The organism is Pelorhabdus sp. sgz311001, from assembly GCF_055901755.1.
The window spans coordinates 734658-757117 of sequence record NZ_JBVXUT010000001.1 but is presented as its reverse complement, the minus strand read 5'-3'; the positions used below and the strand labels follow the sequence as shown (position 1 = coordinate 757117).

Here is a 22460-nt window from a genome sequence, read left to right as displayed (position 1 = left end):
CATGGACTTATAGATTTGTTCTATTTTTTCAGTTACCGTTCAAAGTTATGAACTTTAACAGGCGCCGCAAAGCGCATATAATTTGTGGCTAAAATTACTTCGCCACACTCTAAGTTTTTAATTTCATTGCGTTGCTGCAAAATATCTTTGCGGCACATGGTTTCTAGTTTTTGACGATCAGCGCGCGAGGAAAGCGCTAAAATAAATAGCGTATTTAACTGAGAAAGCACCTGATCCGCCAAGAGTCGCGGCTGCTGGTCAACTACGCAGAGTCCGAGACGAAATTTACGAGCTTCACTGACGAGCCGCCGAAAAATATGCTGGGAGCCGACTTCCTTCCTGCCTAAAAAACGATGAGCCTCTTCCAGCACCAGCAAGGCTGGGGTCAGACCCATTCTTTCATCGTCGCTATGGGCAGCATAATAGTTAAGCAATTTTTTCGTAATTAAGGTGGATAAAGCAATCTCTCCTAACGGGGAATTATGTTTCATTTCTACTAATACCACCTTACCATTTCCTACTTCCTGAATCATCTGGGCAAGTGTACCTACTGGCTCTTGCGTTAATTGCAGTTCCTGCTGTAAATTCCAGCAGATGCTTTTGATCTTGCTAATAGTCCTAAGTTGAAATTTTTGGCCTGTTTCTGTTTTTAATTCACTAATTAAATCTTCTGCCTCGTATTTTAACAGGTAAGACATCCATTCTCTAGGCCAGAGAGAAGCAATCTTATAAAGAGCATCAAGCTGTACCTCAGTAAAAGTAGCGCAAAGCGCCAGATCAAGGGGTTCCCATTCCTCCATAGCCACCTGAAGGGGCTGACAAAATGAGTCTTGGGGCTTTAAACTGTACACAACTAACCGGTCAGTAATCTGAGAATGCTTGGACAAAGCCTGATAATACTCATTATGAACATCAAAAATAAGCATGCCATACTGCTGCGACGCCAAAATCGAACTTGCCAATACTTTTACCAGATTGCTTTTCCCTGAACCAGTTGTCCCAAAAATCCCCATATGTTCCGGAATGGACTTGCTGCCACAAATTCCTACGGGAAAGGGACTGATACCGCGACCGCCTTTTAGATAACCAATTTCTAAATCACCGCCTATTTCCGCCAGTAATTCTTTATCTTCTTCCCCCAAAGAACGAACTTCGGCAAAAAAATCAGGGCATGTCTTAGGATTATAAAGCTGCCTAGCAGGATCAGCATAGCAAAGCTGTTCTGCCATCGCCAGTTTGACAGTATGATTGCCGCCTAAATAAAAATCAAGCTCATCTTGATTTACAACTTGACCACTTTCATCTAATTTACTCATGAGATAATTCACACCATTTAGGCCCGACCAGCGCGATTTCACTTTAAAATCATAGACGCGAATATAAAACCGGTCTTTTTGCTCACCTTCCACAACAAGAATATCGCCAAAATCAACCATCTGATGCGGCGCTACAACAAATTCCACATAAGTTCCCTTCGCAAAAGTAAGCCGTCCCTGATACATGGCTATCGCTCCCCTCGCAGTCCGTCTTAAAGCTTCACCAATATTATTTTGCACAAATGTCAAAAAAAAATAAGGCTGATACCCAAAATAGCCGTGTCTCTAACTGAGAAACGCTGAGCAGTCAGCCTTATTCTTTTTGCTAAAGCTTTCTATCAACTCGCTAGTATAAAATCAGCGAAAGTTTTTTTGCCCATAGGGACGAATTTGCTTAGGCTTGCCGAGAATCTCCGACCACACAATCGCGGCGCGGAGCTGTTCTGACGTGATAGACGAACCTTCTGACGAAGATGCGATCGCTGCAACAGAGGGCTCAGCCGTTGTTTGCGACGAAAACGACGAAAAGCCACTTTCTTTCCCATCAAGACTTTGCGGCTTTTTTTCCGAAAGGAGAACATCTTTTTTATCGTTACTCCCTTGCATCATTATCTGGTCTGGGACCGGCGGCGATTGCGATTCTGGGACAGAAGGATATTCATAGCTTTTTTTACGTTTTTTACGAAGAATTTCTGGTAAGCCATACAAAAGAGCCAGCAATAGTAATACGCCAATAAAATCCATATCCTATCACCTACTTTTTATCATCCAGCTTAGGTGCGCCGCTTTTAGCCACACTTTCTCGCATCTGCGTATCAGCCACAACGTTATTCAAATTATAGTAATCCATCACGCCAAGACGACCTTCCTGCAAGGCAGCAGCCATCGCGTGAGGGACTTCGGCCTGAGCTTCGACAACTTTTGCCTGCATTTCCTGCGTATAAGCGCGCATTTCCTGCTCTTTCGCAACAGCCATAGCGCGCCGTTCTTCCGCTTTGGCCTGAGCAATCCGTTTTTCCGCTTCCGCTTGATCTGTTAAAAGTTCAGCGCCAATATTCCTACCTACATCAACATCAGCAATATCAATCGATAAAATTTCAAAGGCCGTACCGGCATCAAGGCCTTTTGATAGAACCGTACGGGAAATATGATCCGGATTTTCTAATACATCTTTATGATCAATAGAAGATCCCACGGTTGTAACAATGCCCTCGCCCACGCGAGCAATAATCGTCTGTTCCCCCGCGCCGCCAACAAGTCTATCAATATTGGCACGCACTGTCACTCGAGCCTTTACCTTAAGCTCAATCCCATTTTTCGCCACAGCAGATACGACAGGAGTTTCAATCACTTTGGGATTTACACTCATCTGCACAGCTTCCAATACATCGCGACCAGCTAAGTCAATGGCAGCCGATCTAGCAAAAGGCAGCGGAATATCGGCACGATGGGCCGCGATTAAAGCATCAATTACCCGATCTACATTGCCGCCTGCTAAGTAATGAGCCTCTAGCTGATTGGCATTTACATCAATCCCCGCTTTATTCGCCTTAATCAACGGCATTACAATCGCCGCAGGTGGAACACGGCGTAACCGCATGCCAATCAGCGTAAAAATTCCTACGTCAACAGCAGCCGCCATCGCCGAAATCCAAAGACCTAGCGGAACAAAGTGTAAAAACAGCATAACCGCTAAAAAAACAACAAACAAAATAAACAGTGGGAAAATTAAAGCTGTCATTATAAAACCCCTCCTTATAGAAACTTAATGGTCGATACGTAACGTTCTTACAATAACTCGCCGCCCTGAGACAGCTAATACCACAATTTTTTCGCCAGAGGCAATATAATCGCCTTCTGTTACAACATCAATTTTTTTGCCAGCAATCAGCGCCGTTCCCGCTGGACGCAACGTTGTTACGGCAACGCCTTCCAGACCAACTAGCACAGCATGATCGTCAACACTGTGAAACCCCTTCTCCCGTGCTTCGCGATCCTTTAGGATAAAACGTGCCACAAGAGCGCTTTGCGGTAAGAAGCGAGCCATCAGCGAAAAAATCACTACAGACGCAATTAGACTCGCAGCCAAAAATTGCAGTGCTGGCCCATCTCCGCCTAAGGCTAAAAAAAGTCCCCCTAACAGAAAGACGAGACCACTGAGTGCAAAAATGGCTGTACCAGGAAAAAAAAGTTCAGCGACTAACAGAAAAATACCGCTAAAGGAAAGCAGCGCCGGCATCCAGCCGCCACGCAATAGCCATTGCCCGCCCAAAAGTAAGCTAGCTGCGATTAAGGCAGTCAAAATTCCAACACCACTACCTACCGTTTTAATCTCCGTCAGTAACGCCGTAAAAATCAGAGTAACTAAAAAACCCTTAATCAAAGGAATTTCTAATAAACCTGCCGCTTGCTCCCAAGGCGATAATAACATATCGGTACCAGTTGAAGCGGCGAGGCATTTTGTTCCCACGGCACCAAAAATAACAAAAACTGTAAAGAAGCTGCGATACCAAGCTTTTCTCGCAAAAAACATAGTCTCATCTCCTCTCAGCGAATCCTTATTGTTAGTAGAGACCCTCTTATATTGTCTTTGGCAAAAGAAAATACAAGAGGGTCTCTACTAGAAATAAATCCGGTGCCATATTAGCACCGGATTGTATTTATGATTGAAGCATTTCGCGCACAAGCGTATTCACAAGTTTGCCATCAGCTTTGCCTTTTACAGAAGGCATTAAAACAGCCATGACTTTTCCCATATCCTTTACTGTTACAGCGCCAGATTGGGCAATTGCGTCTTTAACCAGCTGACGAACTTCGTCTTCGGCCAACTGCTTGGGCAGATACTGCATTAATACTTCAATTTCGCGTTCGAGATTTTCTACTAAGTCAGGGCGGTTGCCTTTGGCAAACTCCTCCATAGAATCTCGGCGCATTTTCACTTCTTTGGCCAGGACTTCTAATACACCCTGATCATCAAGCTCCGTTTTACGTTCAATCTCTGCGTATTTGATATTAGCGCGTACCATACGAATCACAGAAAGAGCAAGCTTCCCTGATTCTTTGGCTTTCATTGCCTCTTTCATGTCCGTTGTCAATTTCTCTTTAAGAGACATGTATCAATACCTCCGAACAGAAAACACTAGTTGAATTTACGTTTACGAGCTGCTTCGGACTTTTTCTTCCGTTTTACGCTAGGTTTTTCGTAATGTTCACGTTTTCTAACTTCAGAAAGAACACCGGCTTTTTGACAGGAACGCTTAAATCTGCGGAGTGCGCTTTCAAGTGTTTCGTTTTTACCAACCTTAATTTCTGCCATCTGATCTCCCTCCCTCCACGCAAGCCTACGGGAAGTGCATTCACATACACCTAATTATTATACAATAGGCTTCTGTCAACTGTCAATCTTAACCTGGAGGCCAGTTCATAAACCGCCCGCCGAGAATATGCAGATGCAAGTGATGAACTGTCTGGCCGCCATTATCTTTCGTATTAATTACTGTACGAAAGCCATCTTCATCCAATCCCGCCTGTTTTGCAATAAGGGGAACGGTGGCCATCAGATGCTTTAAAATTTCCTGATCCTCTTCCGTCGCTTCCAGGAGGTTAGCAATATGCTTCTTCGGAATTAAAAGAATATGAACAGGTGCGCCCGGATTGATATCAGGAAAAGCCACAACCATGTCATCTTCGTAAAGAATCGTCGCCGGAATTTCCTTATTTACAATTTTGCAGAACACACAATCTTGCTGCATATGCCAGATACACCTCCTTTCTGTCAAACCAAGGATTTTACATGACTTTATCTTATAAAGAGTTCGTTGTTAAATTCAAAACTCCTGCAAAGAACTGTAATAAATTAAAAATCCTGAGATCCCAATAATCCATCACGCCAAAGCTCTGTTGCGGTGACCGCTTGAATCGTACCTGTCAAATCTTTGTCGCTCGGCATATACACCTTTAAATAATACTCGGTATGACCTTCGAGAACGCCGTCTTGCCATGTTTCAAAGAGTACATTGACTGTTTGACCAACAAATTGCTTCGCATAGATTGCCGCTTTTTTCTCAGCAATTTGTTGAATGACATGAACCCGTTCTTTTTTGATCTCTTCCGGAATTTGTCCGGCAAAATCAGCCGCCGGTGTACCAATGCGTTTCGAGTAAGGGAAGATATGCATTTTAGAAAAAGGCATTTTTTCCACAAAACTGACTGTTTCGGCAAAAAGTTGGTCCGTTTCGCCGGGGAAGCCCACAATTAAATCAGTCGATAAGGCTAAATCAGGAATTTCTGTTAGGATTCTCCCAATTAGCTCGCTATATTCACTTGTTGTATAGTGGCGATTCATCGCCTTTAAGATCGTATTGCTGCCTGACTGGAGTGGTAAATGAAGGTGACGGCAAAGCTTGTTATTGGCTTTAAGCAGTTCAACCATCTCTGGCGATACTTCGATGGATTCCAAGGAACTCAACCGCAGACGCACCACATCAGGCAACTCAGTGATTGCCTTCATGACATCAGTCAAGGTTACTGGTTCCGCCAAATCACGGCCATAGGCGCCTAAATGAATACCTGTTAGGACAATTTCCTGAAATCCCGCACTTGTCAATTTTTCAACTTCACTTAAAATGCCTGACAGCGGCCGAGAACGCAACGGCCCTCTGGCATAGGGAATGATACAATAAGTGCAAAAATTAGTGCACCCTTCTTGAATCTTGAGAAAAGCCCGCGTTCGACCTGGCATGGAAAACAAGGGAATTTCCTCAAAGGCATCGGCATCCATAATGTTAGTAACAACATTCAGCTTCGCTTCATGCTTTGATGCCGTTTCTACAAGTTCTACAATTCCCTGCCTATTTTGCGTTCCAATAATAACATCAACCCCATCAATTGCTGCAACTTGATCAGCAGCAACCTGGGCATAACAGCCAGTTACGGCTACTACAGCTTCAGGATTCAATCGATTGGCTCGTCTGATATACTGACGCGATTTTTTTTCTCCCAAATGAGTGACCGAGCAAGTATTGATGACATAAACATCGGCTTTTTCTTCAAAGGCAACAATCTCGTAGCCTTTAGCCAAAAAAAGCCCTTCCAACGTCTCGGTTTCAAATTGGTTAACTTTACAACCTAAAGTAATAAAAGCTACTTTTGGCACAAAGGTCCCCCCAAATCACCACATTCATAGATAACCACAGCTAAAGCGGTTGTTGCTGCTGTTTCCGTCCGTAAAATTCGCGGACCAAGCGTAATGGCTGTAGCGCCGCTTCCCTGAATCAGTTCCGCTTCAGAAGCGCTAAAGCCGCCTTCTGGTCCAATCAAAAGCAAAAATTCTTTCGCCTGACTTTGCTGCAGCACATCTTTTATCCCGAGATTTTTTTCATTTTCATAGCAAAACAACCGAAGACTCTCCGGCGCTGCAAGGCGAAAAACTTCGGCTAAGGTCTTAACCGAAGTAACGGTGGGAACAACAGTCCGCCGACATTGTTTTGCTGCTTCAGCGGCAATTTTTTGCCATCGGTCTTTTTTCTGTTCCTGCTTTTTACTATCATAACGAACAACAGAGTGATCTGCTACCCATGGAATAATCTGATGTACGCCGAGTTCTACCGCTTTTTGCACAATGTAGTCAAACTTATCATTTTTCGTTAAAGCCTGTGCAAGTATAACTTGAATGGGCGGTTCACTGCTATGATCAAGCCAAGCAGCAAATTCGATAGAAACTTTCTCGCCCTCAATTGCCGCAATACGTCCCACCGCCGCTTGTCCCGCTTGATCCACAACTTCCACTTCATCGCCGACTTTGAGTCGAAGAACTCGCGTCATATGTTTCGCTTCAGAGCCTTCGATAAACATGAAAGGTTCAATTTGCGTAATAAAAAACTGCCGCATAACTTATCGCTCCAAATGAGCTACAATAGCAACCCAGCCGCCTTCTTCACTAACCTTGTCAACAACAAACCCTTGCTCTAAAAGCACAGCTGTCACATCGCTAAGGCGTTCTGTAATAATACCACTGCTAACAAAAAAACCGTCTGGTTTCAGGCGTTCTTTCACATCGGGAATCACTTTAATAATAATATCGGCAATAATATTGGCAATAATAAGATCAGCTTTACCAGTTACGCCTGTGAGCAGATCGCCCTGACTGACTGTGACTGTTTCAGCGACTTGATTGAGAGCCACATTTTCCTTGGCTACGCGAACAGCGACGCTGTCTAAATCGACCGCCTTAATAGCGGCAGCGCCTAATTTGGCACTGGCAATTGATAAAATACCAGATCCTGTACCAACATCAAAAATCTGCATGTCAGGCTTAACTAACTCTTCTAAGTGACGAATACACATAGCTGTTGTATGGTGAGTCCCTGTACCAAAAGCCATACCGGGATCTAATTCAATAATAAGATCATCCACACCAGCCTCATACTCTTCCCATGTCGGCTTAATCACAATTCTTTCGCCAACCTTGACCGGATGGAAAAATTCCTTCCAACAAGAAGCCCAATCTTCTTCCTGTATTTCGCGACAACTAATTTCGCCTTTGCCGGCATCAATATTATGACAGCAAAGACCGTTTACTTGTCCCTCAAATGAACGAAGCTTGTCATCAAGGGCTTCGTCAACAGGTAAGTAGGCTTTTACAACAACAACTTCCGTATCAGTTTCTTCAGGAATATCGCAATAATCCCACGCTCCTGATAAACGATAGGTGTTAATAAGCTCTGGATCTTCAATAACGACACCGCTGGCTCCCAAATCATGAAAAATATTGGCCACCGCTTCGGTGGCCTCATGGGAGGTTTGAATACTAATTTCAGCCCACTTCATCTGCACTCGCCCCTTCTTATGGAATTAAGACACCCCAAAGGCATCCTTCATTTTCTTAAAGAACCCTTTTTGTTCCGGGTTAATATCTTCTCCGCTAATTCGGGCAAATTCTTTTAAAAGTTCACGCTGTTTCTCAGACAAGTTTTTCGGAGTCACAACTTTTACTTTTACTAGCTGATCACCGCGCATATTACCGCGGATATGAGGAATTCCTTTATTTCGTAAGCGGAAAACAGTTCCAGACTGCGTTCCTTCTTCGACACGGAATTTCACTTTTCCTTCCAAAGTTGGTACTTCTACTTCGTCACCTAAAATTGCCTGAACAAAGCTAATGGGAACTTCACAAATAATGTCGTTTCCTTCGCGCACAAATAGTTTATGCGGTTTCACGAAAATATACACATATAAATCGCCCTGCGGACCGCCACGAAGTCCCGGTTCGCCTTCATGAGCCACACGCAACCGTGAACCAGTATCAACCCCAGCAGGAATCTTAATTTTTATTTTCCGTTTCACCTTGATCTTGCCTTGACCACGGCATTCTTTACACGGTGTCTTGACAATTTTGCCTTCGCCACGACAACGGTCACAAGGTTTCACATTGACCATTCGGCCAAAGGGTGTATTTTGTGTAAATTGAACTTGGCCCGCCCCTTTACAGTCAGGACAAGTTTCAGGATGAGTCCCAGCGGCAGCGCCTGTGCCATGACATTCTGGACAGGTATCCATCCGCGGAATCTCTACTTCTCGTTCCACGCCAAAAGCTGCTTGGTCAAAAGCAATCTCCATATCAAAGCGAAGATCTGAACCTTTTTCCGGACCATTAGCACGGCCGCCAAAACCTTGACCGCCAAAAAACATATCGAAAATATCGCCAAACCCGCCTTGACCGCCGAAGCCGCCTTGGCCGCCAAAACCGCCAAAGCCTCCACCTTGACTTCCGTCAAAGGCAGCATGACCAAATTGGTCATACTGCGCCTTTTTTTCGGAATTAGACAAAACTTCATAGGCTTCCGCAACTTCTTTAAATTTTTCTTCTGCCTCTTTCGCATTGTCCTTGTTGACATCAGGATGATATTTTCGGGCCAACTTGCGATAGGCCTTCTTTAGTTCATCGTCAGATGCTGACCGGGACACACCCAAGACTTCATAATAATCTCGTTTGCTCACCTTGCACCATCCTATGCTTTGTCATTCTTTTTTTCGTCAACAACCTCAGCGTCCACAATAGATTCATCTTTTGCTGCGCCAGCTGAAGCACCGCCTTGCGGCTGACCTTCATTTTGCGCATACATAGCTTGTGCTAATTCATAAAGCGGCTTCGTTAATTCTTCCGTATCAGCCTTGATTTTTTCCAAATCATTACCTTTTAGCGTTTCCTTTAAGGTATTCGCTGCTGCTTCGATTTTTTCAACAAGCGCTTTATCGGCTTTATCGCCAGCTTCTTTAATCGTCTTTTCTGCTTGATAAATCAAAGAATCAGCAGAATTTCTTACTTCGACTTCATCTTTGCGGGCTTTATCTTCAGCTGCATGAGCTTCCGCTTCTTTAACCATACGTTCGATTTCATCTTGACTGATACCACCAGAAGAAGTAATCGTAATTTTTTGTTCTTTGCCTGTACCAAGATCTTTGGCGGAAACATTTACGATACCATTGGCATCAATGTCGAAAGAAACTTCAATTTTAGGTACTCCACGCGGTGCTGCCGGAATACCGGACAATTCAAAACGTCCCAACGTTTTATTCGCTGCAGCCATTTCACGTTCGCCTTGAAGCACATGAATGTCAACGGAAGGTTGATTATCAGCTGCCGTGGAGAATACTTGGCTTTTCGACGTAGGAATTGTCGTATTTCTATCAATAATTTTCGTGAAAACGCCGCCCAGTGTTTCAATGCCCAGAGACAATGGCGTTACATCAAGCAGTAATACGTCTTTTACCTCACCGACAAGAACACCAGCCTGAATCGCAGCACCAACTGCTACGCATTCGTCAGGATTTACGCCGCGATGCAGATCTTTGCCAATAAATTTCTTCAAAGCTTCTTGTACAGCAGGAATACGAGAAGACCCGCCTACCAAAATAACTTTATCAATATCTTTCGGGGAAAGACCAGCGTCAGACAAAGCTTGACGAGTTGGCCCCATAGTGGATTCTACCAAGTCAGCCGTTAATTCTTCGAATTTAGCGCGGGTCAAGTTAAGATCCATATGTTTCGGACCGGATTGGTCGGCTGTAATAAAGGGAAGATTAATATTGGTGGAAAGTACACCGGAAAGCTCAATTTTCGCTTTTTCCGCAGCTTCCAACAAACGCTGCGAAGCCATTTTATCATTGGCCAAATCAATGCCTTGTTCTTTTTTGAACTCTTCAATCAGCCATTGTTTTACCCGCATATCAAAATCATCGCCGCCAAGACGGTTATTACCGCTTGTTGCTTTTACTTCAAAGACGCCATCGCCTAATTCCAAGATGGATACGTCAAAAGTACCGCCGCCAAGGTCATAAACAAGTACTGTATGATCATTACCTTTATCCATACCATAAGCAAGGGCTGCTGCCGTCGGTTCATTAATAATACGAAGAACTTCTAACCCAGCAATGGTTCCAGCGTCTTTTGTAGCTTGACGCTGCGCATCTGTAAAGTAAGCCGGAACTGTAATAACGGCTTGCGTAACAGTTTCACCAAGATAGGCTTCTGCATCTTGCTTCAGTTTTTGCAAAATCATTGCCGAAATTTCTTGTGGCGAATAGCCTTTATCGTCAATATTTACTTTGTGATTCGTACCCATATGACGTTTAATGGAGCTAATCGTTCTATCAGAGTTAGAAACAGCCTGGCGTTTTGCGAGCTGTCCAACTAATCTTTCACCCGTTTTAGAAAAGCCTACAACCGAAGGAGTTAAGCGACTGCCTTCTGTATTTGCAATAACGACAGGTTCGCCGCCTTCCATGACTGCTACAACTGAGTTTGTCGTACCAAGGTCTATACCAATTACTTTTGCCATAATTTATTCATCCTCCTTAAATAACTCACAACTTAACCATTATGAAATCAACCGTTATTGACAACTTTCACCATGCTCGGCCGAATCACGCGATTTTTCAAGCGATAGCCTTTTTGTAGTTCTTGTACAATCGTGCCATCTTCTTTTTCAGCATCTTCCACACGCATAACGGCCTGATGTTCATTCGGATCAAACATCTGATCCATCGCGGCAATAGCCGAGAGACCGAGTTTTTCAAAAGCGCCAGTCATCTGACGGAAAATCATTTCTACGCCAGAATGAAACGCTTCCGCATCTTTACTGCCATCAGAAGCCAAGGCTCGTTCAAAGTTATCTACCACAGGCAAAAGCTCTGTAATAATTCCTTCTGCAACTAAAGTAGACAACTCTTCTTTTTCCTTGGTGGTCCGACGACGAAAATTTTCAAAATCTGCTTGCAAACGTTGATACTTGCGGACAGCTTCTTCCAAAGCGCTATCCTTTGCTTGCAAAGCGGCAGCAAGTTGGTCTACTGAAAGCTCCCCTTGTACGCCTTCGCTAACTTCATTGTCTTGTGTTCCCTCTGCTGTTTTCACGGCTTCGTCTTGAGAGCTTTCTGGATCTTGTGCCGGAAACGGTTTTTCATTATCAGCCATACAGTCACCTCATTGCTATTCTCTTTCTTATCTATAGATACGGAATGTTTCTTTAGAAAAACTCAAGAAACAGGATTTCCGTGTTTATCAACCAATTCGATATTTTTTGATAAGCTCACCTAAATGAGTATGCATAAACTCTAGTATAGCCATGGTTTTCCCATATTCCATACGCGTTGGGCCTAAAATCGCTACAGAACCAACAACTTGACCATCAATTCGATAAGTAGCCTGTACCACGCTGCAGTCCTGTATGCCGCTATACTTGTTTTCCTGACCGATGGTTACAACAACACCATCTTGATTTTGCATGTGCAAAATATCGTAAAGTAGCCTTTTTTCTTCCAACATGGTTAAAATCTTTTTTATTTTGTCCACATCACGAAACTCAGGTTGATTCAGTAGATGGGTCGTTCCACCTAAAAAAACTTTTTCCCCTTTATCTTGGGTTAAAGCCTGTGTAATCGCAGTAAAAGCATACTCAACCACATCAGAATCAAGAATCAAGTCTTGCTTAATATCCTGTACTGTGTCGCCGCCAATTTCTGTAAATCCTAATCCAGTCAAGCGATTATTTACTTGCTGGGCAATTTGCTGCAAATCGTCCTGTGTCGTTCCTTCCGGAATATCAATAATTTTATTTTCAACAATTCCTTTATCAGTTACGACAACAGCAATAACGCGCTGTTCATCAAGCGGCAGAAACTGCAAATATTTGAATTTTGCCGGAGCACTCTGCGGCGCCATCACCAACGAAACATTGTTGGTGACTTTCGAAAGCAGCTTAGCTGTCTCTTGAAACAATTCGTCAATTCGCCTGACTTTGGCTTCATACCACTGTTTGATCAAATGCAGATCTCGCTCGGAAATACTATGCGGCGCAAGTAAACAGTCTACATAAAAACGATATCCCTTGGCTGAAGGAATCCGTCCTGCCGATGTGTGCGGCTGTTCTAAAAAACCTAAGAGCTCTAAGTCGGCCATTTCATTACGGATCGTTGCCGGACTTACCCCCAAGTCATATTTGCGGGCAATAGTTCTTGAGCCAATTGGTTCGGCGGTAGAGACATAATCGTCAATGATGGCTTGTAAAATCCGACGTTTCCTATCATCTAACAAGATCTCCGCCTCCCTTGTTAGCACTCTTCCTGATAGAGTGCTAATATCTAATAAAAAAATACCACTCATTTTCTAGTCTGTCAAGAACGTAGTAGAAAATTTCAAGGTAAAAAAGCGCAAAAAACTACATTGCCTAATAATTTTCCTTGGTCGGTTAAAAAGATTCTAGTTTGCCTATGGTTAAGAAGTCCTTGGTTTGCCAAAGTTTCCAAAACCTTGCCATAATCTGCAAAAAAGGAAGTATGAAAAATCGCTTCATACTCGTTTATATCTAACCCTCGCATTGTGCGCAACGCTAAAAAAGCAAACTCCGCTTTCGCTGTCGCTTCGTCAAGCGTCTCCTCATAGGCAATAACCGATTCTCCTTTAGCTATAGCGGCAATATAACGCTTCGGATCGGTTTCATTCGACCAACGTTTCCCTGGGAAAAAGGAAGCCGCTGCCGCCCCAAGTCCTAAGTAAGGCTCGTAGTGCCAATACTTTAAATTATGACGGCAAGCATGACTAGGTTTCGCATAATTTGAAATTTCATAGCGGGAAAAACCCTTCTCAGCTAAAAAAGCAGGCGCAAAAGCGTCAAACTTTGCCTCTTCCGCTTCGTCAGGCAAGGCAAGCCTCCCCTGCTCTTGCCAACAGTCGAAGACCGTTCCCTCCTCTATTTTCAAACTATAAAGCGAAATATGCGATAAGGGTAATTGTACTGCTTTGGCTAAAGTGGTTTGTAAATCGATCAGCTTCTGGCCAGGTAACCCAGTCATCAAATCAATACTTAAGTTGGTAAAGCCAGCCTTAGCCGCGGCTATTACTGAAGAGGTCGCATCTTGGGCAGAATGAATCCGTCCAATCGTCCTAAGCAGTGGATCGGAAAAAGATTGCACGCCAAAGCTAATACGATTCAGACCGGCGTCCTTAAGCGCGACAAGAAGCGAATCCTTGGTGGTTCCAGGATTCGCTTCACAGGTCCACTCATAGCCTTCACTGAGAGAAAAAGATTCAGCAATAGCGTAACAAATTGCCAGTAGTTGATCTGCCGGAAGTATCGTAGGCGTACCTCCGCCAATAAATACCGTATCAACTTCATAATCAGAAATTTTTTTGCTTTGCACAGCAATCTCGGTTAATAATGCTCTCGTATAGGCGTCAAACAAATCCTCCTGCCCGCTCATTGACGGAAAATCACAATAAAAACACTTCTGGCGGCAAAAAGGTATGTGAACATAAAGCCCTAAGGTCTTTCGTTTCATCATCGATCAATCCATTTTTAAAATTGCCATAAAGGCTTCTTGCGGCACTTCCACACTACCAACTTGCTTCATGCGCTTTTTGCCTTCTTTTTGCTTTTCCAACAGTTTACGTTTCCGCGTAATATCGCCGCCGTAACATTTGGCAAGTACGTCTTTACGCATAGCCCGAACTGTTTCTCTGGCAATGACTTTATTCCCGATGGCAGCTTGAATAGGAATTTCAAACATTTGCCGCGGAATGATTCCGCGCAATTTTTCCGCCAAACCACGTCCACGCGCTGCCGCTTTATCGGTGTGAACAATCACACTTAAGGCGTCAACAGCTTCGCCGTTTAAAAGAATATCAAGCTTTACGAGCTTAGATGTGCGGTAGCCAATTAATTCATAATCAAGCGAAGCATAACCCCGTGTCGACGATTTTAGCTTGTCAAAATAATCGTAAATAATTTCACTGAGCGGTAAATGATATTCGATCGTAACGCGACTCTCATCAAGATACTTCATATCCTTAAAATCGCCCCGTTTGTCCTGCGATAGCTCCATAACGGCCCCGACAAAATCATTCGGTACAATCACCGTTGCTTTTACGTAAGGTTCCTCAATATGATCAATATTCGCAACAGGCGGCAACAGTGACGGATTATCCACCCGAAGCATTTCACCGTCTGTTTTATAGACTTCATAAATAACGCTTGGCGCTGTCGTAATGAGCGTAATATTATATTCCCGTTCAATTCGTTCCTGAATGACATCCATGTGCAAAAGGCCTAAAAAGCCGCAACGAAAGCCAAAACCCAAGGCAATGGAAGTTTCCGGTTCAAAGACAAGAGAAGCATCATTAAGTTTCAACTTATCAAGAGCGTCACGCAACGCGTCATACTGTGAACTTTCTACAGGATAGAGCCCGCAATAGACCATCGGCGTAATAGTCCGATAGCCAGCTAAAGGCGCCGGTGCCGGATTATCGGCCAAAGTAATCGTATCGCCTACCCGCGTATCCTTTACATTTTTTATGGCAGCTGCAACATAACCAACTTGACCAGGCGCCAACTCGTCCACTAATGCCATGTAAGGCTTAAAAACCCCGACTTCCGTGACTTCAAAAGTTTTCTTCGTAGCCATCATATGCATTTTCATACCAGGGGCTAGCACGCCGTCAAACACACGGATATTGGCAATAACCCCTTTATACGCATCGAAATGCGAATCAAAAATCAGCGCCTGCAAAGGCTTTTCGCGTTCGCCCTGCGGCGGCGGAATCTTAGCTACAATCGCTTCTAGTACCTCTTCAATGCCAATTCCCGATTTCGCGCTTGTTAATACCGCTTCCGAAGCATCAAGACCGATTACATCTTCAATCTCCTGTTTCACTTTTTCTGGATCAGCGCTTGGTAAATCAATCTTATTAATAACAGGAATGATTTCCAAATTATGTTCCAGTGCCAAATAAACATTGGCCAGTGTCTGCGCCTCAATTCCTTGCGCAGCGTCTACCACAAGCAGTGCGCCTTCACAGGCAGCCAAGCTACGCGAAACTTCGTAAGTAAAATCCACATGACCAGGTGTGTCAATAAGATTAAGCATGTAAGTTTCGCCATTTTTTGCCTTATAGGAAAGCCTTACAGCCTGAGCTTTAATCGTAATGCCCCGTTCTCGCTCCAATTCCATCTGGTCAAGAACCTGACTCTCCATTTCTCGAGCCGATAGTGTTCCAGTATACTCAAGCAAGCGGTCAGCCAGTGTGGACTTACCGTGATCGATATGAGCGATGATCGAAAAATTGCGGATCTTGGAAATCTCCACGCTGTCCTCCTCTCTGCATCCCATTGTTAGGAAGCAGTCAAATTTGTACATTAAATTATAGCATTTTGCTATAAGCGCCTGCAAGTCTTACCTTTACGGCAAGGAGAGAGAGGCAATCAATTCGTTCATTTCGACATAAAGTGGCTGCAAAAAAAATCCATACTGTAAAGGCAAACGGAAATTTTTTGTACCATCCCCTAGATAGAGAAAATCCCTATCGCTCCATAACGTACCAACTTCATAAGCTTGCCGCCAGTCGTAAGAATCACCTAACCAAACAATTTCATAAGAGCCTCGCTTCGGGCTCGCCACAGAAAAAAGCGGCGCTTCCTGGCGCTGCGTTAATTGGGTTAGCTGCCCTTGAGCAGTCCAAAGACCGCATAAAGTGACTGCCAGAAGAAGAAAGGTTCCTCGATAAAGCAGTTTCCATTGATTCATGATTGCCTCCTGCTAGTTGCTAGTTGTCAACCTTTGTAATCTACGGCTTCGCCCCGGCTTCAATTAAATCGGCTAGTACATCTCCTAGTATTTCCATACTGCGCGAGGCTTCTTCCAAAGAACTTTCTTCGCTGCCTACTTCAAGCAGCAACGCTCGCGGATGCAGATGCTGGTTGTATCGCCAGTCTTCCAGCTTAATGCCGCGACACAGACCAGGATACTCCTTGTTTAATTTCGCTTCAATCTGTTTAGCAAAAGCATGATTCTGCTGCCAGTGGGGCTGGACAAGATCAGGCCGTCCTACAGCAACAATGATCAAAATACGGGCTGTCGGCACACCTTGAATTGTCGTTGTCACGTTTTCTCGTTTTTGTGCATCACGATGAATATCGAAAACCATTTGCAAAGAAGGATGATCATTCAGCATTCTTTGCAACGTGATTTCCGACAAATTATAAGCCTTCATAAAGGACGGATAATCATGAACAGCGCTGCTTTGCACAACGCCAACCCCTCTATTCTCCAGCCGTTTACTTAAAGCAGCGCCAACTTGTACAATATCGCCTTTTTGACCGCCCGCGCTATGGGAACTACCGGAAGAAGGAATGAAGGATTCCGAAGTATGGGTATGATAAATACCAACAAGCGGTTTACCTTCTTTACCGCTCAAGGAGAATTCAAATTTAGGTAAAGTCTCAGTACTATTGGCACTGAGAGTTGCCACTTCGCTATGGGTTAATCCTGCCAAAAGCGGAATTTCCCGCTGCAAAATCGACCGAATATCTTCTGTATCAATATCGGTAAATAAGAGCAGCGCCGAACGCAATCCCTTGGTCGGTGAAAAATGGTTTTTCTCCGCTTCCGTCGAAGGCTTGGGCAAACTTCGAGCAAACCCAGGTACGCCGGCGCCTAACAGATCCCGCCCTGAGGCAAGAGTTCCGAAAAAAAAGGAAGACTTTGCTTGTCCGACTGAAGGCCCCTGAGCCAGAACCAAAGCTGTTTCCGGTGCAAATGAATCACACCAAAAGAAAAAGCCGCCAGCTAAAAAAATCGCCGTAAGCAAAGACAGTACTATAATACAAAGATAGTCAGGTTTTCGTAGCTTTTTGCGGCTTCGTCTTCTCAAATTGATCTCCTCCCGCGTCAGATTACCTGTACTATATATGCGCTAGGAGGAGCACCTATGCTCTATTGCAGATAACGATGAATATTTTTATAGTCGATTCCCTCATGCAGTGCTTGATTAATCGCACCGGCCACAATGGTAGCAATATCTTGAATCATCCGATCAATTTCTTTCGGCGTAACCATCAAATCCCCTAAAAGATCAGGAAGAATCTGCCGAACTATTACATGCTGCTCTGCTTCCGAAAGGGTGGCCATACTTTTAAAATAGCGAGCGAATGCGGCGTGCTCTTGCAAAACCTGAAGGGTATCCATGGCAATCGTTGAAGCATGAATCACCGTAGGAACGCCAATGGCAATAACCGGAACCCCCAAAGAAAGCTGAGTAAGACCAAAACGCTTGTTTCCCACGCCTGATCCTGGATGAATTCCGGCAGTACTAAGCTGAACCGTAGTTGCTACACGACTGCTAGCGGCTGCCGCCAGTGCGTCTACAGCAATCACCGCAGCAGGCTTCACTTCAGCTACAACACCTTGAATAATTTCAGCTGTCTCCATACCAGTTAGGCCTAAGACACCGGGGGCAAGCGCACACACCAACCTAACGCCGCCGGCTAATTCCGGTGACAATAACGTTTCCAAATGTCTAGTGACAACAATCTTGTCAATCACTCTTGGGCCTAACGCATCAGGCGTCACATTCCAATTTCCCAGACCGACGACAAGAACCACACCTTGCTTAGAAATTTGGAGTAGAGAAGCAAGTTCTTGCGCTACGGTGTTCATTACTGAATCTGCTAAGGGCGTGTTTTTATAGCGAAGCCCTGGCGCTTCCACCGTAATATACATACCTGTCGGTTTTCCCATCGCTTGCTTCGCTTCATCTGACGCAATATGAACCCTAGTAACAGTGATTTCTTCTTGTTCTTCTGTCTCTACATTTAGACCTGGGATTTCCTTTCCCGTAGACCTTGTCACATTTTCTCTTACTTCAACGGCCAGATCGGTCCGCAAACTTCCTTGATCCACCACAATGACTCCTCCTGTTTTATTTCTAGAGTATCCCATCTCTTATCGCCTTATCCGAGATGCCCTTCATAGATTATAATTTGGGATTTGTTGCTTGCATTTTTACTTTGTCCATGCTAAAATATCTTAGGTAATAGATCATAAGGAGGTGAACAACTTGCCAAATATTAAATCTTCTGTACGTAGCGTAAAAACCGATAGCGAACGTCGTCAGGCTAATGCTTCGGTCAAATCTACTTTGAAAACCGCAACGCGCAAAACTACCGAAGCCATTGCTGACGGTAAGGCAGATGAGGCGAAATCCCTCCTAGCTCAAGCAACAAGCAAAATTGATAAAGCTGCTGCCAAAGGCGTTCTTCATAAAAATGCTGCGGCTCGTAAAAAGTCCCGCTTGGCTCACAAAGTAAACGCTTTAGCACAATAAAAATAGGCAATATAACAAAACCTGTCTTTTACTGGCAGGTTTTTTATATTGCCTATTTTTATTATTTATATTGCATCAATGGCATAAAAACAAAATGATTTTTTCTAATGAAATTAATTCTCGACTAAATTTCAAGTCTTCGTCGGCTTCTTTAAGAAGCTCCATGGCCTTGTTTAACTGCGTTAAAGAAAAGGACCGGCTTTGTCTTATCAGCTTATCCGCCACAAAGGACGGCAGCTTTAGTTCTTTCGCTACTTCCTTTGCCCCCCATCCTTCCTCTAATAGAGCCTTAGTCTGATAAAGCTGTCTGGTATGACGAGCTAACAGTCCCAGAATTTTCAGGCGTGGTTGACCACTTTCAATTTGATCCGCTAAGACAGCTAGGGCCTGAGCCACATCTTTGCGGCTCATTGCTTCCGTCATCGCAAAAACAGACATTTCCGGCACATTCGCCAAAAGCAACTCTACATCTTGCAGTGTAATCATCGATTTTGTACCGATAAATAACAGCAGTTTTGTAATTTCCTGATCTAAAAACGATAAAGAAGCATGGGGCATCAAGGACACTGCCGCTAAAATCGCTTCTAACGCTGCCGCTTCAATCTTTTTTCCTCGTTGACGTATCTCTGCTTGCAGCCACTGAAATAATTCCTGCCCCTTTAACGGCACAGCTTCAAAAACAACCCCGGCCTCACCGATGAGTTTATAGGCCTTGCGCCGTTTATCAACTTTATCATAGGCGGCAAAAATCACTGTCGTTTCTGGTGGCACTTGCTTTAAAAGTTTCAAAAAAGCTTCATCTTTTTTAGCTGTCCCTTCGCCATCCGCCTTTTTCCCAGCACTAAAAAACCGCGTATTGCGAATTAAAATAACATTTCTACCACCAAAAAAGGATATAGCGGATACCATTCCGGCCAGTTCCTCTAGCGACGGATCCTGATCGAAAACAGTCAAATTCATTTCCTGATCGTTGGGCGGAACCAGTCCATTCACAAGCGTCTTTTGCAGCTTGTCAAGTAAATAGACTTCATCACCATGTAATAAGTACAAAGAATAAATCTTCCCTTGCTCTAGTTCTTTTTGTAAAACTCCTACGGTCATAAGCTTTCTCCTACTTTGTTTCTGATCTGATAAATGGCTCTATCCGCACTTGATCCCTGTCAATCAAACAATGAATGGCTCCCTGTAAATCAGTACGAAAAATTTTAATATGCTGCGCCTGGAGCCTCGCTAATGTTTCGGCATGAGGATGCCCGAAATGATTTTGATAGCCTACGGATATTATAGCATATTGCGGTTGAAGGGCTTGCAAAAAATCGGTACTAGAGGCATTCTTCGAGCCATGATGCCCCACTTTTAGAACAGTCACAGGTGCAAGCGGCTTTTCCAATAAAACCTGCTCTTCCTCCTTTTCTAAATCACCTGTAATAAGAAAACTTACCTTGCCGCAGTTGATACGATATACAACGGAGTGTTCATTTTCTTTTTTCCCCTCGTCTCTACCGCCACTCTTGGCGTGAATTACTTCTATGGAAATATCGTCAAAAGAAAAAAACTGCCCTTCCTGCGCAAAAATAATTTGATTATAATTTACGGCCTTCTCTAAAGCCTGAACTGGTAGTGACGGCGGTTCTTGGGCTAAAACTACTTTCTTTACAGGAATCTTTGCCGCTACCGCCGCTGCCCCGCCAGCATGATCGGCATGGCCATGAGTTAACATGAGATAATCTAAACAGCGAACGCCGTAATGGCGCAGATAAGGAACAACCACCTTATCACCTACATCAAAATGTGGATTTTCACCAACAAGTCCACCCGTATCAATTAAAGCAGCATGTCCCTGCGAGGATATCACTAAAGTTGCATCACCTTGCCCCACATCAATAAAGTGAACTGACGCTGGCCCTGGATACCAATAAGCGTAACTAAATACACCACTAATCAAAAGTAGGGCTACGATAACGAGCAGACGCCCACGCCGCCACAGAGTTTTTGCCGCAGGAATCGCCGCCGGATGATAACCAAATAGATAAAAGAGGCCACCATAGTAAAAAAGCGCAGCGCCAAAAGAAAAAACAGGAAGATACAGGGGAGGACAATATAGGGCTAGTTTTTGCACTAGAAATACACTAAGCCCGATCAAACAGGCGCAGACTACGAACAGCAAACGATAGAATAAATAGAGACTAGGCAAAAGCCAAACAAAAAGTGAGCCGAGCAGCCCCAGTAAAACCGCCATTTCTAATAGAGGAACAGCGACAAGGTTAGCGACAAAAGAAGCAACCGGAAAAACAGCAAAATAGTAAGCAATAAACGGCAAAGAGGCGAGTTCGGCCGCCAACGTCACCGCAAAAGATAGCGCTACAGGACGAGGCAACCAAGCAAGTTTTACTGCAATCGGCTTATAGAAAAATAAAATCCCCCCAGTAGCGCTAAAAGAAAGTAAGAAACTCACATCATAAATCCAAAGAGGCTCATAAATCAGTAATAAAAGTGCCGTTAAAGCAAAAGCCTGTGAACTATCTTGTTCCCTCCCAGCTAAGATAGCACCAAGACCGGCCAGAGCCATAAGGAGCGACCGCAGCACGGGAGCGCAAAAACCAGCAAGCAAAGCATAAAAAAAGATGAGAAAAGCGCAGATCCAAACGGTGATTTTGCGCCGAATATGACAAAAAGAGCAGATCAAAATGACGGCGCCGCCAATCAAAGCAATGTGAGAACCTGACACTGAGAGGATATGAATGATACCCGTCGTAGAAAAATCATCAATGACCGCTGAAGATATACCTGCATAGCCGCCAAACATCATCGCTGTTAGAAGCGCCGCATCGCCTGGGGCTATGGCTTCATTCAGCTTATCGGTAATTTGTTTACGCAACTTTTCTAGCAATACAGTAAGACTATTCAGGCCCTTCTTCTCGCCCTGAAGTGACTTAGCCAAAAGCGTAGCTGTAATCCCTTCTGACTTCAAAGTAATTTGAACATCGCTTCTACCAGGATTTTGATAACCGTGCGGCAGCAAAAGCTTACCTTTAGCAATAACTATATCACCATTTGAAAAAACAGGCTCTCCTGCTTTCTGCTTAATAAATAGGCGCAGACCACCTGATGCCTTTTGCCAGTGATCCTTGCCCGCTACGGCTTGAACTCGGCACCAATACTGCCGCTCTACCAGACCGTCTTCAACCTGCCGCTCCTGCGGCAGATCCATTACTTCTCCCCTTACGATTCTCTCGCCAGAAAAATGGCTAATATCATCAGAAGCAATTGCAAGGGCAAAAGTCATTAACGTAACACCGACAACAAAACAAAGTGGAAAAAAGATTTTATAGGCTAAAGTAATCTTTTTTTGATAGGCAAAGTAGCTTTCTAAACCGACTAAAAGCAAAAGACAATAGCCGAGTTTCCCAAGGCTAAGATATGATGCTATGTAATGCTGGCACCAAAGCCCTATAATAAACGAGACAGTCAACGGCCAAATCATCGCC

Annotated in this window: 22 protein-coding genes; 1 reads left to right on the top strand and 21 read right to left on the bottom strand. The window is 44.1% G+C overall.

The window, feature by feature from the left end:
- Positions 1-32 precede the first annotated feature (32 nt).
- From AC0MXB_RS03905 to gpr, 19 genes are all read right to left on the bottom strand, one after another.
- On the bottom strand, positions 33-1502 hold the full coding sequence (locus AC0MXB_RS03905) for an ATP-binding protein (RefSeq protein ID WP_474038306.1): 1470 nt from the start codon (positions 1500-1502) through the stop codon (positions 33-35).
- A gap of 171 nt (positions 1503-1673) precedes the next feature.
- Positions 1674-2060 (bottom strand): hypothetical protein, encoded by a 387-nt coding sequence (locus tag AC0MXB_RS03900; protein WP_474038305.1) that lies wholly within the window; start codon positions 2058-2060, stop codon positions 1674-1676.
- Between the two features lie 10 nt (positions 2061-2070).
- Positions 2071-3057: a flotillin-like protein FloA gene (gene floA, locus AC0MXB_RS03895; RefSeq protein ID WP_474038304.1), complete on the bottom strand. Its 987-nt coding sequence runs from the start codon at positions 3055-3057 to the stop codon at positions 2071-2073.
- A 24-nt stretch (positions 3058-3081) separates the two neighbouring features.
- Entirely contained in the window at positions 3082-3849 is a 768-nt protein-coding gene (locus AC0MXB_RS03890; RefSeq protein ID WP_474038303.1) for an NfeD family protein, read from the bottom strand.
- A gap of 127 nt (positions 3850-3976) precedes the next feature.
- Positions 3977-4429: a GatB/YqeY domain-containing protein gene (locus AC0MXB_RS03885; RefSeq protein WP_474038302.1), complete on the bottom strand. Its 453-nt coding sequence runs from the start codon at positions 4427-4429 to the stop codon at positions 3977-3979.
- A 26-nt stretch (positions 4430-4455) separates the two neighbouring features.
- Positions 4456-4632, bottom strand: coding sequence for a 30S ribosomal protein S21 (gene rpsU / locus AC0MXB_RS03880; protein ID WP_215829829.1), 177 nt, complete (start codon positions 4630-4632; stop codon positions 4456-4458).
- Between the two features lie 88 nt (positions 4633-4720).
- Complete coding sequence (locus AC0MXB_RS03875; protein ID WP_474038301.1) at positions 4721-5068, bottom strand: histidine triad nucleotide-binding protein; 348 nt, start codon at positions 5066-5068, stop codon at positions 4721-4723.
- A 104-nt stretch (positions 5069-5172) separates the two neighbouring features.
- On the bottom strand, positions 5173-6471 hold the full coding sequence (gene mtaB / locus AC0MXB_RS03870; protein WP_474038300.1) for a tRNA (N(6)-L-threonylcarbamoyladenosine(37)-C(2))-methylthiotransferase MtaB: 1299 nt from the start codon (positions 6469-6471) through the stop codon (positions 5173-5175).
- Positions 6459-7205 carry a 16S rRNA (uracil(1498)-N(3))-methyltransferase gene (locus tag AC0MXB_RS03865; RefSeq protein WP_474038299.1) on the bottom strand — a complete coding sequence of 249 codons (747 nt, stop codon included), beginning with the start codon at positions 7203-7205 and terminating at the stop codon, positions 6459-6461. Before AC0MXB_RS03865 ends, mtaB begins: the two co-directional genes overlap by 13 nt.
- Positions 7206-7208: 3 nt before the next feature.
- Positions 7209-8144, bottom strand: coding sequence for a 50S ribosomal protein L11 methyltransferase (gene prmA, locus AC0MXB_RS03860; RefSeq protein WP_474038298.1), 936 nt, complete (start codon positions 8142-8144; stop codon positions 7209-7211).
- 24 nt (positions 8145-8168) lie between these two features.
- Complete coding sequence (dnaJ, locus tag AC0MXB_RS03855) at positions 8169-9314, bottom strand: molecular chaperone DnaJ (protein WP_474038297.1); 1146 nt, start codon at positions 9312-9314, stop codon at positions 8169-8171.
- 11 nt (positions 9315-9325) lie between these two features.
- Positions 9326-11155 carry a molecular chaperone DnaK gene (gene dnaK, locus AC0MXB_RS03850; protein WP_474038296.1) on the bottom strand — a complete coding sequence of 610 codons (1830 nt, stop codon included), beginning with the start codon at positions 11153-11155 and terminating at the stop codon, positions 9326-9328.
- Between the two features lie 47 nt (positions 11156-11202).
- Entirely contained in the window at positions 11203-11790 is a 588-nt protein-coding gene (gene grpE, locus AC0MXB_RS03845; protein ID WP_474038295.1) for a nucleotide exchange factor GrpE, read from the bottom strand.
- An 87-nt stretch (positions 11791-11877) separates the two neighbouring features.
- Positions 11878-12909 (bottom strand): heat-inducible transcriptional repressor HrcA, encoded by a 1032-nt coding sequence (gene hrcA / locus AC0MXB_RS03840; protein WP_474038294.1) that lies wholly within the window; start codon positions 12907-12909, stop codon positions 11878-11880.
- A gap of 101 nt (positions 12910-13010) precedes the next feature.
- Positions 13011-14156 carry a radical SAM family heme chaperone HemW gene (gene hemW, locus AC0MXB_RS03835; RefSeq protein WP_474038293.1) on the bottom strand — a complete coding sequence of 382 codons (1146 nt, stop codon included), beginning with the start codon at positions 14154-14156 and terminating at the stop codon, positions 13011-13013.
- A 3-nt stretch (positions 14157-14159) separates the two neighbouring features.
- Complete coding sequence (lepA, locus tag AC0MXB_RS03830) at positions 14160-15980, bottom strand: translation elongation factor 4 (RefSeq protein WP_474038292.1); 1821 nt, start codon at positions 15978-15980, stop codon at positions 14160-14162.
- Between the two features lie 69 nt (positions 15981-16049).
- A complete protein-coding gene (locus AC0MXB_RS03825) occupies positions 16050-16394 on the bottom strand; it encodes a hypothetical protein (protein ID WP_474038291.1) in 345 nt (114 codons plus the stop codon).
- A 40-nt stretch (positions 16395-16434) separates the two neighbouring features.
- The gene (gene spoIIP / locus AC0MXB_RS03820; protein ID WP_474038290.1) at positions 16435-17520 is read right to left on the bottom strand and encodes a stage II sporulation protein P; all 1086 of its coding nucleotides are present in this window, start codon (positions 17518-17520) and stop codon (positions 16435-16437) included.
- Between the two features lie 62 nt (positions 17521-17582).
- Entirely contained in the window at positions 17583-18551 is a 969-nt protein-coding gene (gene gpr / locus AC0MXB_RS03815; RefSeq protein ID WP_474038289.1) for a GPR endopeptidase, read from the bottom strand.
- Positions 18552-18705: 154 nt separating this feature from the next.
- Between gpr and rpsT the strand changes: the two genes are divergently transcribed.
- On the top strand, positions 18706-18972 hold the full coding sequence (rpsT, locus tag AC0MXB_RS03810; protein ID WP_474038288.1) for a 30S ribosomal protein S20: 267 nt from the start codon (positions 18706-18708) through the stop codon (positions 18970-18972).
- 75 nt (positions 18973-19047) lie between these two features.
- Here rpsT and holA read toward each other — a convergent pair whose 3' ends face one another.
- Positions 19048-20073, bottom strand: coding sequence for a DNA polymerase III subunit delta (gene holA / locus AC0MXB_RS03805; RefSeq protein ID WP_474038287.1), 1026 nt, complete (start codon positions 20071-20073; stop codon positions 19048-19050).
- Between the two features lie 10 nt (positions 20074-20083).
- Positions 20084-22456 (bottom strand): DNA internalization-related competence protein ComEC/Rec2, encoded by a 2373-nt coding sequence (locus AC0MXB_RS03800; protein WP_474038286.1) that lies wholly within the window; start codon positions 22454-22456, stop codon positions 20084-20086.
- Positions 22457-22460: the final 4 nt, after the last annotated feature.

What these genes read in the sequence shown, in the direction of transcription:
- AC0MXB_RS03905 (WP_474038306.1), bottom strand. Translation starts at nt 1,502, where the DNA reads ATGTATCAGGGACGGCTTACTTTTGCGAAGGGAACTTATGTGGAATTT.
- AC0MXB_RS03900 (WP_474038305.1), bottom strand. Translation starts at nt 2,060, where the DNA reads ATGGATTTTATTGGCGTATTACTATTGCTGGCTCTTTTGTATGGCTTA.
- floA (WP_474038304.1), bottom strand. Translation starts at nt 3,057, where the DNA reads ATGACAGCTTTAATTTTCCCACTGTTTATTTTGTTTGTTGTTTTTTTA.
- AC0MXB_RS03890 (WP_474038303.1), bottom strand. Translation starts at nt 3,849, where the DNA reads ATGTTTTTTGCGAGAAAAGCTTGGTATCGCAGCTTCTTTACAGTTTTT.
- AC0MXB_RS03885 (WP_474038302.1), bottom strand. Translation starts at nt 4,429, where the DNA reads ATGTCTCTTAAAGAGAAATTGACAACGGACATGAAAGAGGCAATGAAA.
- rpsU (WP_215829829.1), bottom strand. Translation starts at nt 4,632, where the DNA reads ATGGCAGAAATTAAGGTTGGTAAAAACGAAACACTTGAAAGCGCACTC.
- AC0MXB_RS03875 (WP_474038301.1), bottom strand. Translation starts at nt 5,068, where the DNA reads ATGCAGCAAGATTGTGTGTTCTGCAAAATTGTAAATAAGGAAATTCCG.
- AC0MXB_RS03865 (WP_474038299.1), bottom strand. Translation starts at nt 7,205, where the DNA reads ATGCGGCAGTTTTTTATTACGCAAATTGAACCTTTCATGTTTATCGAA.
- prmA (WP_474038298.1), bottom strand. Translation starts at nt 8,144, where the DNA reads ATGAAGTGGGCTGAAATTAGTATTCAAACCTCCCATGAGGCCACCGAA.
- dnaK (WP_474038296.1), bottom strand. Translation starts at nt 11,155, where the DNA reads ATGGCAAAAGTAATTGGTATAGACCTTGGTACGACAAACTCAGTTGTA.
- grpE (WP_474038295.1), bottom strand. Translation starts at nt 11,790, where the DNA reads ATGGCTGATAATGAAAAACCGTTTCCGGCACAAGATCCAGAAAGCTCT.
- hemW (WP_474038293.1), bottom strand. Translation starts at nt 14,156, where the DNA reads ATGATGAAACGAAAGACCTTAGGGCTTTATGTTCACATACCTTTTTGC.
- lepA (WP_474038292.1), bottom strand. Translation starts at nt 15,980, where the DNA reads ATGGGATGCAGAGAGGAGGACAGCGTGGAGATTTCCAAGATCCGCAAT.
- AC0MXB_RS03825 (WP_474038291.1), bottom strand. Translation starts at nt 16,394, where the DNA reads ATGAATCAATGGAAACTGCTTTATCGAGGAACCTTTCTTCTTCTGGCA.
- holA (WP_474038287.1), bottom strand. Translation starts at nt 20,073, where the DNA reads ATGACCGTAGGAGTTTTACAAAAAGAACTAGAGCAAGGGAAGATTTAT.
- AC0MXB_RS03800 (WP_474038286.1), bottom strand. Translation starts at nt 22,456, where the DNA reads ATGATTTGGCCGTTGACTGTCTCGTTTATTATAGGGCTTTGGTGCCAG.